Consider the following 15,754-nt stretch of genomic DNA (forward strand, 5'->3'; position numbering starts at 1 on the left):
GTCCACCGGCAGCTTCAAGTCACTTGCTACGTTACTGATTTAGCACCCGAATACGGCTACGGCCGCCCCCTAAGCTTTCGACCGCTATCCGCGTACCGATGCGCTCTACCAAGGTGCTGACATGGGAAATGACCCCGATTTGTCGGCCATCGGCTTGCAGAGCATCTAAGCAGGCTAATGCTTGCTCTAAGCTGTCGGGGTCTAGCGTGCCAAAGCCTTCATCGATAAACAGTGAGCCAAGCCGTCTGGTATCGGCACACAGCGATGCCAGCGCCAAAGCCAGTGCCAACGAGATCAAGAATGTCTCACCGCCGGAGAGGGACTCCACCGCCCGCACTTCATCGCCCATGTCATGATCAACTACCTGCAGCGCCAAGGTGCTGCCCGGCACGCGCATCAAGGCATAACGCGGCGCTAACGCATTTAGATGCTCGTTCGCCGCCAGCAGTAACTGCTCCAGCGTCAGCCCCTGCGCGAAAGTGCGGAATTTATTGCCGGTAGCCGAACCAATCAAATCGCTCAGTTGTAGCCACTGCTCGGTACGCTGTTGTTGCTGCGCGATCGCGTCACGCAAATTACCGGCGCGCTGGCGGGCCTCGTCAGCTTGGCGCAGACGGCTTTTCAGCTCGAACTCTTGATTACGCAGTAGCTCCAATTGCTGCTGCAAGCCCGTAAGCAGGGTTTCCATCGTTAACTGATGGGTTTGCGCCAGCTGCTGCAAACTGTCACTGGCTTGTGCGACTTGCTGCGCTAACGCTTGACGCTGCTGCTGGCGCTCTTGCAAGCGCGTGCTGGCTTGTTGCAACTCTTGCTCCAGCGTTTGCAGCTCGGCACGCTCGTGCTGCAGCCACGCTTCATCAAAACTCAGCAGATGTAACAAGGTCTGCTCATTGAGTTCCAGCTCTTGCTGGCAGTGCATCCAATCGGCCAACACTTGGCGCAATTGAGCAGCATTTTGCTGATGCTGCTCATCCAAGGTAGCCAGTGCGGCCTGTTCGGCGCTGATTTTTTGCTGGCTGGCTTGCAACTGGTTCTGAGTCTGACGCCGGCGCAGTTCAGCGCTTTGCCGCGCCGTGCGCGCTTGCTCTTCCAAACGTGCCAACGGCATGTCACCCAGCAGCGCGCGCCGCTGCTGTTGCAATGTTGCCTGCTCTTGCTGCAGCTGTTGCACCTGATCTTGCTCAGCTTGCCAACGCGCTTGCTTTTCCGCGATCCGCGCCTGCAATTCAGCCAGCTTCGGCTCATGCTCATGCAGCTGCAACTGCACTCGGGCCAGCTCTTCGGTCAACTTTTGATATTGAGCCACTTGCTGCGCCAACATCTGTAAATGCTGACCGGCATAAGACTGACCAATCCACTCGCGCCAACGCAAAGTGCCCACTGGCGCAGGACCAAATTGACGATCCAAACTCTCGGCGCGCTCGGTTTGTTGCAACTGCTCACGCTGCAATTGCGCTTGCAGATGCGTTAATTGCTCCCGTTGCTGCAGTTGCTCTTGCTCCAGTCGCGCCAGAGCTTGGCGTTCGGTGGCTAATTGATGCGATAGTTGCAAACGCTGCTGCTGGACCTGCTCATAACGGCGCTGCTCGATGTGCAGCCGCTCGCTGTGCAGCTCAGCCTGCTGTGCCTGCTTTTGCCAGTGCAATGCGGTTTGCTGTAATTGTCGCTGCCAGCTGGCGGCATCTTGCTCGACGCTCAACATCTGCCAGATCTCCTCCAGCCCTAATTCGACACACAGCGGAGCAATGTCACGCTCACAGGCCTGCAACTGCTCTAGCCACTGATTGAGCTGACGCTGGCGCAGCGGTTGCTCTTGCGCCGCTTGCTGTAACCAGTGCTGTAAGGCTTGGATTTCCGTTTCGCTTTGCCGCAATGCCGCTTCCAACTCACGCAACCGTTGCTGCTGACGGCTAAGCAAACTGTGCAACTGCGGTGCATGTTCTCGGTACGGATGCGTCAAGGAGCCACACAGCGGACACGGCTGCTCAGGTTTGAGCAGAGGGCGAAACTCATCAAGCTGAGCGGTGGCCAGCATCTGGCGCAACGCCTGCTCCGCTTCCCCATGCTGGGCGCGCAACTGGATGCGATTGATCTCTTGCGCGGCAATTTGCTGACGGGCTTCTTCAAGGCGTGCGCTCACTCGTTGCTCATCATCCTGCTGACGAGCAATCAGTTGCGACAGATGCAGCCAGTTGTCACTACGGGCGGCCAGCCGCTGCACTCGCTCCAACTGACTTAAAATCAGCGCCTGCTGTTGCTGCAAACTTTGCTGCTCTAAATAGGCCTGCGAGCGGCTATGTTCGTCCGGCGCTTCTCCCAATTGCTGCAACTGTGTATTGATGCTGTCAATCTGACGCTGCTGAGCGTTGAGCGCGGCCTCTTGATAAGGCTGGCGCTGAATCAGCTCTTGCTCCTGCACACGCCACTCGGTGAGCTGTTGCTGCGTGCGGCGGTATTGTTCGAGCATCTCTTGCAGCGGTTTAAACTGCGGGGCGATCGGTGCCAACGCGTGTAGCGGCTGTAATAACACCTCGATGTCAGTAAGCGCTCGCTTTCTTTCAGTTATCAAGCGCGACAGGCTTTCTCTCGCTTGCAATTCACTTTGTAATGCATCTTGCTGCTGACGTAATTCACGCTGTTTTTCTTGCTGTCGGCGCTGAACACTGTCGATTTGTTGCTCTAACAGCGCCCCTTGCTTGAGCTTCGGCTCGATTTGCGTCCAACTCAGTTCGGCTTTTTGCCATGCCTGCTCGGCAAGATCGGCCTGCTGGCGAATATCTGTCAGTAATCGCTCACTTTCCGCCACCAGCGCCTGCTGCTGGGTGAGTTTGTCTTCGGAGCGCTGGTGTTGCAGACGCGCTTCCATCAAACGGTTTAATGGCAAACGGGCACTTTGCACCCGCTCGACATCTTGCAGCGCCTGACGACGACCCTCCCAGCTCTGTAAGCGCGCTTGTAAAGTCTGCAGATGCGCTTCGCCACTGGCAACCGCCGCCTGTAATTCGCTATCGCGCTGCAAAATTTGCTGCTGGGCGCGCACCGTTTCCATCTGCTGTTCGTGGGCGGCCAAGCGGCGATGTAACTGCTCACTTTGCTGCTCCAGCGCCACTTGCTCTTCATCAGGTAACAGCTGTAAATCACCGAGCTGCGCCGATAACTGACTGAGCGCTTGCTCTTCGCTGCGCGCGCGCTCATAGGCCGCTTGTGACAGCCGCGAGTAAATCTCACCGCCGGTCATGCGCTCAAGTAACGCGGCACGCTCATCGGCATTGGCTTTCAAAAAGGCGGCAAACTCGCCCTGCGGCAGTAAAACGGCGCGCTGAAACTGCTCAAAGGACAGCCCAAGCAACTGCTCAATGCGCACCAAAACTTCGGTTTTCTTACCGGCAAAGCGCACGCCATCGGCCAGATTTTCTAGCCACATTTCGCTTTGCTGCAAGCGCCCATCGATGCGTCCACGGGCGCGGCGCACTGTCCAATGAGCGCGATAACGTTGGCCATCTTCAGCCAGAAAATCTACCTCAGCAAAACCCTCGGCTGCGCCGCGGCTGAGAATATTACGCACGTCATTGGCCGCAATCCGATTACTGTCATCATCACGGCCAATCTGCGCATCATTTTTGCGGTTACTTTGCAGACGTGGCATACGATCAAACAGCGCCAGACAAATCGCATCCAGCAAAGTACTTTTACCGGCACCGGTATTCCCGGTGATGGCAAACAGCCCCGCCTCACCTAAAATGCGGCCATCAAAATCAATCGTGAACGGCTGCTGCAAGCTGGCCAGATTCTCACCGCGCAGACTCAGAATTTTCATGGCAACTCCTCTTCATCCACCTGTTGCACCAGTTCACTAAACAGCTGTTGTAGTTGGGGGGCCGGCTCACCGTCAAAACGGCGCTGATAACATAGGCGAAACGCCTGCTCTGGCGTTAGTTCTGCCAAACGCGGCAACGGCGCGCCCTGCGCTTGGCTACGCGGTGGATAGCTCACACTGATTTTAGCCAGCCGCACCGGTTTATCCTCCAGCGCTGCCAAGACTTTTTCGCGGATCAGCGCCTGCGGCTTATCCAGCAACAGCTGCACATCCAGATACGGACGCCGTGCCAGATCCACCGGCGGTAAATCCAGCGCACGTAACTGCGCCAACACCGTGTCTAAATCCGCCGGACGCGTCGGTAAGCGCAGCATGTCGCAATAACGGGGGACCGGCAGCGCAGTCACTGAACTCAGCGCCGCGCCCTCAAATTCGCAGCGCAACACCTGATGGCGATACTCATGTTCCGCCAGCGACAACGGCAGTGGTGAGCCGCTATAACGAATGTGCTCTTGGCCGCCTACGCGCTGCGCCAGATGCAGGTGGCCCAGCGCCACATAGCTCAGCTGTGGCGAGAAAATATCGACCGGCAGCGCATGCTGATTACCGCCCAGCACTCGGCGCTCCGACATCTCGGATAGCTGTCCGGCCGACATATAGGCATGTCCCATCGCCAATAACGGCACTTGGTCTGCGCTGGCTTTATCCAGTGCCGCCTGCGTAACCTGCCGATAGATCTCGCGCACACCGCTAATCAAACGATCTTCTTCCTGCTCGCTGGCTTCATGCTCAGGCTCAACATCGCGCGCAGGGGTTCGCAAATCGGCACTGCGTAAAAATGGCACTGCCAGTACCCAACCTTGCAGTTGTTGCGCACGGTCATACAGCGGCACCAGCAGGCGCTCACAATCAAGCTGGCCATGACTATCGCGGCTAACCGCGCCAATTAAGTGCAAATTAAAGGCGCGCAGCAGCTCATGTGGGGCATCCAGTTTACTCGGTGAATCATGGTTACCGCCCACCATCACCACATTCAGCGCCGGTAAGCGGCGCGTTACCTCGGCCAAAAAGCGGTACAGCATCTGCCACGCTGCCGCCGGCGGGTTCGCCGAATCAAACAGATCGCCACTGACCAACAGGGCATCGGCTTGCTCGGCAATCAAGGTTTCCAACAACCAGTCTAAAAAGGCCTGATGCTCGGCACTGCGGTCATAACCATGCAGGTGATGCCCCAGATGCCAATCTGCCGTATGGATAATTTTGAGTTTCTGCTTCGACATGCCTATCCCAAATTACGCTTATTTGACCAAGCGCCCACGCGCCTGACTCACCACGAGCCGCCTGTGGTTGACTCGCTTATTTTTGACTCGCCTGCTGACCACTTTGATGCGGTGAGATACCGCCGAATGAGCCCATCTCGCACTCTATGCCAGTAGAAAGCCCATTGTGCCTAAGCAAGCAACAACGGGCGACAACTTAAAGTCAGATCCGTTATCATTCTGGGTATCTTCCCGTCATCACAGCGAAAATCCCTATGCTCTGGTTCAAAAATCTGATGGTTTACCGTTTCACCCGCACCATTGATCTGCCGGTAGAAACGCTGGAAAAACAGCTGGCTGACTTTGCCTTCACCCCGTGTGGCAGTCAGGATATGGCTAAATTCGGCTGGGTGATGCCGCTGGGCCGTGACAGCAGTGCTTTTACGCATACCACACAAGGTCATATCTTACTCTGTGCGCGTAAAGAAGAGAAAATTCTGCCGGGTACCGTGATCAAAGAAGCGGTCAATGCCAAAGTGGCCAAGCTGGAAGCCGAGCAGCAACGCAAGCTAAAGAAAACCGAAAAAGACACCATCAAGGATGAAGTGCTGCACAGCCTGCTGCCGCGCGCCTTTAGCAAAACCAGTCAGACCCAAGCGTGGATCAATCCGCAAGCAGGCCTGATCATGATTGATGCCGCCTCCGCCAAGCGCGCTGAAGATCTGTTGGCCCTGCTGCGTAAAACCATCGGCAGCCTGCCTGTAGTCCCGCTGAGCGTACAAAAACCGATTGAATTGACCCTGACCGAATGGGTGCGCAGCGGTGATGTGCCAACCGGATTCAGCTTGCTGGAGGAAGCTGAACTCAAATCAGTGCTGGAAGACGGCGGCGTGATCCGCTGCAAACAGCAAAATCTGGTGTGTGATGAAATTGCCGCTCACATTGAAGCGCAAAAGCTGGTCACCAAACTGGCGCTGGATTGGCAAGATCGGATCAGCTTTATGCTGTGCGAAGATGGCTCGCTCAAGCGCCTGAAATTTGCTGACGAACTGCGCGAGCAAAATGATGACATCGACCGCGACGATCCTGCGCAGCGTTTCGATGCCGACTTCTCGCTGATGACGGCTGAATTGGCCGCGCTGATCACCCAGCTGACCGATGCGCTGGGCGGCCCTGCCGAGCCAACAGCCTAAGCGTCTTTACTATCCTCACGCGCGGACAAACAACAACCCAGGCGTCATGTCCGCGCCTCTTCTCTCGTCTCCCACATGGTCTTATTCTTTGGCTTTTTTACCGTCAGCACCGTTCTTTTCAGCGCAATAATCGATAAAAAATTGATAGAAAACATCGATAGAACTGCGCAGGGAATAATTGCATACCTGATCACACTTTCGCAGCCCTGCATGCTAGAATGCCTGCCTCCGCAACAACGCGCCAGCAAGCCCCCCGCCACAGCGGTCGCTTCTTGCTCGCACAGCGGTTGACGTTTGCCTGTCCAATCAGGTTGGACAGGTCTGATTTGTGATCAGAATTGAGATGAAAGAGAACAGCATGTTTAAGCCTGAATTACTCTCTCCGGCCGGTAGCCTGAAAAATATGCGTTATGCCTTCGCCTATGGTGCCGATGCCGTGTATGCCGGTCAGCCGCGCTATAGCCTGCGAGTGCGTAACAACGAGTTCAACCACGAAAACCTGCAAATCGGCATCAATGAAGCCCACGCGCAAGGTAAAAAATTCTATGTGGTAGTGAACATTGCACCGCACAACTCCAAGCTGAAAACCTTCCTGCGCGATCTGAAACCGGTCGTGGATATGGGGCCGGATGCGCTGATCATGTCAGATCCGGGCTTAATCATGCTGGTGCGCGAAGCTTTCCCGCAGATGGATATCCATCTGTCCGTGCAAGCCAACGCCGTTAACTGGGCGACCGTTAAATTCTGGCAAAGCATGGGCCTGACCCGTGTGATTTTGTCGCGCGAGCTGTCACTGGACGAAATTGCCGAAATTCGCCAGCAAGTGCCAGATATGGAGCTGGAGATTTTTGTCCACGGTGCGCTGTGCATGGCCTATTCCGGTCGTTGCCTGCTGTCGGGCTACCTGAACAAGCGTGACCCGAACCAAGGCACCTGCACCAACGCTTGCCGTTGGGAATACAAGATGCACGAAGGCAAAGAAGACGATGCGGGGAATATCGTGCACAAGCAAGAGCCGATTGCTGTGCAGACAATCGATCCGGCCGCCGAGCCAACCTTGGGTGAAGGTCAGCCGACCAACAAGATGTTCCTGATTGAAGAAACCCAGCGTCCGGGTGAGTTCATGAGTGCCTTTGAAGATGAGCACGGCACTTACATGATGAACTCCAAAGACCTGCGCGCAATTCAGCACGTGGAGCGTCTGACGCAAATAGGCGTGCACTCGCTGAAAATCGAAGGCCGGACCAAATCTTTCTACTACTGTGCCCGTACTGCGCAGGTATATCGCAAAGCGATTGATGACGCCGCCGCCGGTAAGCCATTCGACAAGAGCTTGATGGACACCCTCGAGTCACTGGCGCACCGTGGTTATACCGAAGGCTTCCTGCGCCGTCATGTGCACGATGAGTACCAGAACTACGAGTACGGCTACTCGGTTTCCGATCGTCAGCAGTTTGTCGGTGAATTTACCGGTGAGCGCAAAAATGGGCTGGCCGAAGTAGCGGTGAAGAACAAGTTCTTGGTCGGTGATAGCGTCGAGCTGATGACCCCAAGTGGCAACATCAACTTCACCATCGAGCAGCTGTTCAATAAAAAAGGCGAAGCCATTGACGCAGCGCCAGGTGATGGTCACATCGTTTACCTGCCACTACCGGATGATATCGAGCTGAACTTTGCGCTGCTGATGCGTAATCTCAACGGTAACACCACCCGTAATCCGCATCAGGGCTAAGCGACATTGTGTAGCGACGTTTTGCCTGACTCGGTTTAACGCGGCTAGGTTTAACGTGAACGCCCCCATACACTCGGTATGCGCATAGCATGCAAGCATGTCATGAAGGACGCTTTCGGGCGTCCTTGTTATTTGTAGGCTCAGTGATTTATCCCCCAGCGCGTATCATCGCATCCGAATCGTTTGGTCTGCTCTTATTTTTTTATCTCTTCCCCTCTTTTCTGCTTTCTTCTTACTGAGAATTGATTACTGAAAATGTTATCAACATGTTCACAAAAGCCGCGCCATGCGGATAAGCGGCGCTAAAACCAGAGGAGAGAGAGGGAAATACCGCCGCATCCCTGCGCTATGACTTATCAAGGTCTCACATAACCGAGAAAAAACGCGCGAAGCACTCAAACTAAACTTAACCTAATCAAAGCATTAGGCTTAAGCGTTAATTTATTTAAAAACAGAGCAACAAGACAGGTTAGACATTTGCGTTAGAAAAAAAGCCGCGCCTAATTGCTTTCATTTTGCATTTTGTATGCAACTCATTACCAATCCACCTCACACATTCATTAACATCACACAAACATTTTTATTGCTGGAAAAATACTTCGATTATGGTTATTAGCGTAGGCCGCTTTCTTACCCAGCGACCTGCTCCACAGGGTGCTGCGCACAAGCCGCTCCCCCCTACTCTGCGACTCAGGGATGCAACCATGTCGAATAAGAAACCTCTCACTCCGGCGCTCACGATGAGCGTTCTCAGTGTGGCCTGTCTGATGGCACTTCCCGCCCAGGCAGCCAGTGTCGACTGTACCAGCCTGCCGGTCTGGAACAGCGCGGCCGCCTATGGCGGTGGCAGCAAAGTCCAGCAGCAGAACAAGGCCTATCAGGCCAACTGGTGGAACCAGAATATGTCCCCAGACAAGTATTCCAACGCCTATCAGGAGTGGAAACTGCTGGGTGAATGCGGCTCCGCACCGGCGGTGAATACGCCGCCGAGCGTACAGCTGACCGCACCAGCCAACAACGCCAGCTTCAAACAAGGCGATGTGGTTACCCTACAAGCCAGCGCCAGTGATAGCGATGGCAGCGTCAGCAAAGTCGAGTTCTACATTGATGGCGTGAAAACCGCCACCAGCACCGCCGCGCCGTACAGCTATGCCTGGACCGCCACCACCGGCGCTCACACCCTGCTGGCCAAAGCCTACGATGATAAAGGCGCCACCACCGATAACAGCGTCAGTGTGACCGTCACCGCCACCACCACACCACCAGTGGAAAACCAACTGCCGACCGTGACCCTGAGCGCCCCTACCAGCGCGCAAAGCGGTGCTAGCGTCACCTTGAGCGCCAGCGCCAAAGACAGCGATGGTACCATCAGTAAAGTGGAATTCTTTGTTGATAACCAGTTAGTTGGCAGCAGCGCCAGCGCACCGTATCAAGTTACATGGAAAGCCACCGATGGTAGCCATGCGGTACTGGCCAAAGCCACCGATGACAAAGGCGGCGTCGGCGCCTCTAGCGTGACCACCTTAGTGGTGGGCTCTAGCGTTAGCACCCAAGACCAGTGTCGCCCAGAAGGGCTGTACAAAACTGCTGGCGTCAACGTGCCGTATTGCACCGTGTATGACAAAGACGGTCGCGAGATGATGGGCGCCGATCACCCACGTAGGATCATCGGCTATTTCACCTCATGGCGTACCGGCACCAACGGCCAGCCGTCGTATCTGGCCAGCAATATTCCGTGGGATAAGATCACTCACATCAACTACGCCTTTGCGCATATCAGCCCAGATTTCAAACTGTCTGTCGGTAACGAAGCCGATCCGAAAAATGCGGCTACCGGCATGCAATGGCCGGGCGTGAATGGCGCGGAAATGGATCCGACCCTGAGCTACAAAGGCCATTTCAACCTGCTGAACAAGTACAAGAAGCTCTATCCACACGTCAAAACCCTGATCTCTGTCGGCGGTTGGGCAGAAACCGGCGGATACTTTGATGACAGCGGCAAACGCGTCGCCTCCGGTGGCTTCTACAGCATGACCACCAATGCCGATGGCAGCGTCAATACCTCCGGGATCCAAACCTTCGCCAAATCAGCGGTGGAGTTCATCCGCAAGTATGGCTTTAACGGGGTGGACATTGATTACGAGTACGCCACCTCGATGTCCAAAGCCGGTAACCCAGATGACTTTGCTATCTCGGAAAAACTGCGTCCACATCTGATGAAGTCCTATGTGGTGTTGATGAAAACCCTGCGTGAAGAGCTGGATAAAGCCGGCGCCGCTGACAACAAGCACTATATGCTGACCGTGGCGGCGCCATCCTCTGGCTACATGCTGCGCGGCATGGAGACCTACCAGATCACCCAGTATCTGGATTACGTCAACATCATGTCCTATGACCTGCACGGGGCATGGAACAACTATGTCGGCCACAACGCGCCTCTGTTCGACAGCGGCAAAGATGCGGAATTGGCAGCGTGGAACATGTATGGCACGGCGCAATACGGTGGGCTTGGTTACTTGAACACCGATTGGGCGGCGCACTACTTCCGTGGCTCAATGCCTGCCGGTCGTATCAACATTGGCGTGCCTTACTACACCCGTGGTTGGCAAAACGTCAGTGGCGGTGAGAATGGCCTGTGGGGTAGCGCAGCGTTGCCAAACCAAGCCCAATGCCCACCAGGCACCGGTGGCGATCCGAAAAACCAGTGCGGTAACGGCGCGGTCGGTATCGATAACGTCTGGTTTGATGTCGATGTCCAAGGCAAAGAGATGTCCGGTGGTGGCAACCCCATCTGGCATGCGATGAACTTGGAAAAAGGGATCCTGCCAAGCTACATCCAGTCATACGGTTTAGATCCAGCGAACGATCCGCAAGATAAACTGACCGGTAAGTATGTCCGCTACTACGACAAAGTTTCGGTTGCGCCGTGGCTGTGGAACGCCGAGAAGAAAGTGTTCCTGTCTACCGAAGATGCAGAGTCCATTAAGACCAAAGCCGATTATGTGGCCAATCAAGGTTTAGGTGGCGTCATGATCTGGGAGCTGGCCGGTGACTATGGCTGGTATCCAGAGCGTAATGGCGGCGAGTTCTATATCGGTACCACCATGACCAGTACCCTGTACGACAGCCTGAAAAATGCGCCAGCGTACGGTAACAAACTGGCCGAACGTGCCATGCCGGCCAAAGCGGTCGACATTGCCGTCACCATCAGCGGATTTAAAGTGGGCGATCAGAACTATCCGATCAACCCGAAAGTCCAGTTCAAAAACAACACCGGCGTTGATATCCCAGGTGGTACCGAGTTCCAGTTTGATATCCCAACCTCATCGCCGGCCAATGCCGCGGATCAGTCAGGTGCCGGTCTGAAAGTGATCCAAGCCGGTCATACCGGTGACAACATCGGTGGTCTGAAAGGTAACTTCCATCGCGTGGCCTTTACGCTGCCAAGCTGGAAAACACTGGCCAAAGGGGAAACCTACGATCTGGACATCGTGTATTACCTGCCTATCACTGGCCCGGCTAACTACACCGTCAAGATCAATGGCACCGAATATGCCTTTGCCGCCGAATACCCCAACCTGCCTCTAGCCGACCTGAGTGCTGGCAACGGTAGCGGTGGTGGTACGGGTGGCGGTACCGCAACTGACAGCTGCAGCAGTAAAAATGTGGATGTCAGCAAAGTGAAGGTGTACCCGAACTGGACGCAAAATGGCTTCGCCACCGGCGGTGACCAGATGGCCTACCAGAACAAGGTCTACAAAGCCAACTGGTGGACTAACTCCGTTCCAGGTAGCGACAGCAGCTGGAGCTTCGTCTGCAGCTATTAATTGCGCACGCAACTCACTTAACCCTGAGCTTCCAGACCGTCCGGCTCGTCCAATCGGGCCGCCGCGACGGTCGATAATCAGCAGGTTAACTCTTCTAAGGCGGCCAGTGCCGCCTTTTCTTTAGCCTCTAATGGCTCTTTTCTGCGCGAAATTTACATTTCGTGATCCCACGAAAAATGTCGGCATCCGGCCATCTAAAAGCGCTGTTATTGATGTGGGAAATGGCTCACGATCGACGCGACACCTCGCGTATTCCCGCTGCGATAGCTGTTGATGCAATAACGATAACAAGGATCGGATCATGTTCGCATTTCGCTCAATCAAACATCAGATAACCTTTACTGGAGGCCTCAGCCTGCTGCTGGCGGTATCCGGTGTCTCCGCCTACTGTTACAGCTCGTTCTCCGGTCTCTCTGCCACCATCCAGCATTATTTCCAAAGCCACACCCAAGAAAGTACGGCGCAGTGGCTGGAAACGCTGGCCGATGAGGAAGCGCAAACTATCAGCCGCACCTTCGAGCAAGCCCTGACCAGTGCCACGACCTTAAGCCAGATTTTGGCCGGTAACCGCAGCAGTACCCAGCCACTGAGCCGCGAAGCGGCCACCCAACTCCTGCGCGATGTGTTGGATAAAAACCCCGATTTCCTGAGCGTGTATTCAGGCTGGGAAAAAGATGCCTTTGATGGCAACGATCTGGCCTACAGCGGTGGCAACCGTTATAGCCAGAAAAGCGGTAACTTTGCCCCTTATTGGAACCGCGGTGACGGCACGCTGGATCTGAACCCGCTCGGCGATTATTACGCCACCAAAGCCAGCCCAACCGGTATTCGCGCTTCGGAATGGTATCTGTGCCCGATGGAAAGTTTGTCCGCGTGCGCGGTAGACCCATCAGTGTATACCGTCAAAGGGCAACAGACGCTGCTCTCTTCGTTTGTGGTGCCGGTGATCACCGGCGGGAAGTTCCAAGGCTTAGTCGGCATCGATTACTCACTGAATTTCCTGCAACAATTAGCGCAACAAGTCAGTGGCGAGATTTTTAACGGCAACAGCCGCGTGCGTATTATCAGCCCGCGCGGCATCATCGCCGCAGACTCCGGTAATAACGAGGCAATCGGCAAAACCTTATCCGGCGCCGATACCGAGCAAATCCGGCAAATGCTGCAACAAGGCAAAACCCAAGTGCTGGCTCAGCAAGGTAACTTGTTAGTCTTCGCGCCAATTAGCTTGCGTGGTGTGCAACAAAAATGGGGCGTGGTGCTGGAGGTCAGCGAAGCGACGGCCTTAGCCAAAGCTACCGCCGCCGAGCGCGCCATTGCCGATGAGTTCCGCCAAGCCATTTGGATCCAGTTGCTTGTCGGCTTGGCGCTCGCCCTGTTCGGAATGCTGGGGATCGGATGGGCCGCGCGCGCCATTGCCCAACCGCTCAACCAAGTGGTGGCGATGCTGCGGCGTCTGTCCGCCGCGGGCGGCGATCTCACCCAGCGGCTGGATATTCGCCGTAAAGATGAAACCGGTGAACTGGCGCGGGAAGTTAACCAACTGATCAGCCACATCCACAGCATTGTCACCGATGTGGCCGGCACCACCTTGACCTTGCAACAAGCGGCAGGCAATAGCGCGGTCAGCAGCCAACAGGCGCTGCGCCGCACTCAACTGCAATTGCAGGAAATTGAGCAGATTGCCGCCGCGGTTAACGAGATGTCCTCCACCGCGCACTCGGTTACCGACAGCGCCCAAATGACAGCCACCGCGGTTGAACAAACCCGTCATGCTGTTGAACGCGGTCAGCATGTGGTGAATGACACCGCCAGCAGCATCCAACAGCTGTCGACACAAGTGGACAGTGTGGCCGGTGAGATCCAGTCGCTGGAGCTGCAAAGTCAGCAAATCGGCACCATCTTGGATGTGATCCGCAATATCTCCGATCAAACCAACCTGCTGGCACTGAATGCCGCCATTGAGGCGGCGCGCGCTGGCGAGCACGGTCGCGGTTTTGCGGTAGTGGCCGACGAAGTGCGTGGACTGGCCTCAAAAACCCAGCACTCCACCACTGAAATTCAGGCCATGATCGACTCGCTGCGCCAAACCACCAGCAACGCCGTAGCCACCATGAGCGAAGGCCGTCAGCTGAGTCAGCAGGCGCTAAATGACATCGCCCATGCGGTCAATGCGCTGGATGAGATTGTGACCGCCGCCGATCAGATTCAAGATATGACCACCCAAATTGCCAGCGCCGCCGAAGAGCAATTTGCCGTGACCGAAGATATCAACCGCAATATCGTCAACATCAATCAGGCCGCATCCGAAGTGGCCGATGGAGCACGTAAAAATAATAGCGACACTCAGCATATGAACGAGCTTACCGCCGAAGTGATGACCAATTTGTCGCGCTTTCGCTATTAAGCGCGGTACATCCACGGCTCAGTAACTTCGTACGCTGCCGCGCTAAGCAACTAGCGCGGCAACAACAAAAAGGGATACGCATGGCGTATCCCTTTTTTATCACTCTGATTGGCTAGCACTCAGCTTTAATCTTGCGGATCGTCAAAGCCCAGCAGCAGCGTCAGTAAGAAACCAGCCACGACCGTCACCGCCATCCCAGCAAAATACAGCAGCACTTTACCCGGCACGATAGTCACGGCCAGCGGTACCCCCGACAGACCAAAGGTGATCACCGTGGCCACTTTCCAGTAGCAGATCAGCGCGCCGCCCAACGCACCACCCAGACAGGCGGCGATAAACGGACGCCCCAACGGCAAGGTCACACCAAAAATCAGCGGCTCACCGATACCGAGGATCCCCACCGGTAACGCGCCTTTGGTCATTGCTTTTAAGCGCGCATTTTTAGTTTTCAGCAGCACCGCAAAAGCCGCGCCCACTTGACCCATCCCCGCCATCGCTAAGATAGGCAGTAACGGGTTCGAACCATACTTTTGCAGCAACTCAACATGAATAGGCACTAAGCCTTGATGCAAACCGGACAACACCAGTGGCAAGAAGGTCCCGGACAAAATCGCGCCAACCAGCAAGCCACCCTTTTCAATCGCCCAGCTGGCGCCGTGAGCAATGGCATCGGAGATATAACCGCCCAGTGGCTGCAGCAGCACAATGGCTAAACTGGCGGTAATCAACGTCGTCAGCAGTGGATTAAGGATCAGCTCCAGCGATTCTGGCAACGCATGCCGCAGTTTTTTCTCCACCCAGCACATGAACGCCACCACCAACAGCACCGCGATGATCCCGCCGCGCCCCGGTTGCAGATGTTCACCAAATAGCTCAATTTGCGCCAGCCCGGGATGGGTCAAGATCCCGGCCATCACGCCGCCCATCGCCATCGAGCCGCCAAATACCCGCGCAGCATTCACACCGACCAAAATGCTCATGATCGAGAACACGGCATTGCCGAAGATCCCTAGCAAATTGAGCAGGTTCGGGTATTGATCCACCAAATCACCGGCAATATCGGGGCGCTTAAGCACATTGATAATGCCCAAGATCAGGCCCGACGCAATGAAAGCTGGAATGATCGGAATAAACACATTCCCCAGTTTTTTCAGCAGTTCACTGACCGGCGTTTTGTATTTGGCTTTGGCCGCCGCTTTATTTTGCTCAACGGTATTGCCGCTGCTCTCAGCTGTGGCCAGTGGCGGCGCACCGGTCAGCAAAGCCTGCATGGCATCCACCACTTTGGCTGCCGCCCCCGGGCCGATAATGAACTGATGCTGGGCCCCTTGTTTGAGGTAGCCTTTCACTCCCGGCAACGCTTTGAGCGCTGCCAGATCGAGTCGGGATTCGTCACACACTTCAATCCGGACGCGAGTCATACAATTTTCCAGTTTGCGAATATTGGCTTCTCCGCCAATACCGCTTAGCAACTGCGCTGCCAGCGAGGAGAGGTTACTCATAGGATCATCCTGTCTGCTTA

General features: G+C 55.4%; 7 protein-coding genes. 4 read left to right on the top strand and 3 right to left on the bottom strand.

Features of this window, described 5'->3' with window-relative positions; genetic code table 11:
• Positions 1 to 31: 31 nt before the first annotated feature.
• Positions 32 to 3,817 (bottom strand): AAA family ATPase, encoded by a 3,786-nt coding sequence (locus tag LQ901_RS10650; RefSeq protein ID WP_064977300.1) that lies wholly within the window; start codon positions 3,815 to 3,817, stop codon positions 32 to 34.
• Positions 3,814 to 5,097: an exonuclease SbcCD subunit D C-terminal domain-containing protein gene (locus tag LQ901_RS10655; protein ID WP_064977299.1), complete on the bottom strand. Its 1,284-nt coding sequence runs from the start codon at positions 5,095 to 5,097 to the stop codon at positions 3,814 to 3,816. Before LQ901_RS10655 ends, LQ901_RS10650 begins: the two co-directional genes overlap by 4 nt.
• Before the next feature lie 254 nt (positions 5,098 to 5,351).
• Here LQ901_RS10655 and rdgC point away from each other — a divergent pair, with 254 nt between their 5' ends.
• From rdgC to LQ901_RS10675, 4 genes are all read left to right on the top strand, one after another.
• Positions 5,352 to 6,269 carry a recombination-associated protein RdgC gene (gene rdgC / locus LQ901_RS10660; RefSeq protein ID WP_010862383.1) on the top strand — a complete coding sequence of 306 codons (918 nt, stop codon included), beginning with the start codon at positions 5,352 to 5,354 and terminating at the stop codon, positions 6,267 to 6,269.
• Positions 6,270 to 6,627: 358 nt separating this feature from the next.
• Positions 6,628 to 8,001, top strand: a complete 1,374-nt coding sequence (gene yegQ / locus LQ901_RS10665) for a tRNA 5-hydroxyuridine modification protein YegQ (RefSeq protein WP_064977298.1) — start codon at positions 6,628 to 6,630, stop codon at positions 7,999 to 8,001.
• A 704-nt stretch (positions 8,002 to 8,705) separates the two neighbouring features.
• Positions 8,706 to 11,828, top strand: coding sequence for a glycosyl hydrolase family 18 protein (locus LQ901_RS10670; RefSeq protein WP_152135506.1), 3,123 nt, complete (start codon positions 8,706 to 8,708; stop codon positions 11,826 to 11,828).
• Between the two features lie 301 nt (positions 11,829 to 12,129).
• On the top strand, positions 12,130 to 14,232 hold the full coding sequence (locus tag LQ901_RS10675) for a methyl-accepting chemotaxis protein (protein ID WP_152135507.1): 2,103 nt from the start codon (positions 12,130 to 12,132) through the stop codon (positions 14,230 to 14,232).
• Between the two features lie 125 nt (positions 14,233 to 14,357).
• On the opposite strand, the gene LQ901_RS10680 is transcribed toward LQ901_RS10675, so the two are convergent.
• Positions 14,358 to 15,734, bottom strand: coding sequence for a PTS transporter subunit EIIC (locus LQ901_RS10680; RefSeq protein ID WP_152135508.1), 1,377 nt, complete (start codon positions 15,732 to 15,734; stop codon positions 14,358 to 14,360).
• Positions 15,735 to 15,754 lie beyond the last annotated feature (20 nt).

The sequence above is a fragment of the Plesiomonas sp. PI-19 genome, assembly GCF_021368255.1.
Lineage (GTDB): Bacteria > Pseudomonadota > Gammaproteobacteria > Enterobacterales > CAMTGL01 > Plesiomonas > Plesiomonas shigelloides.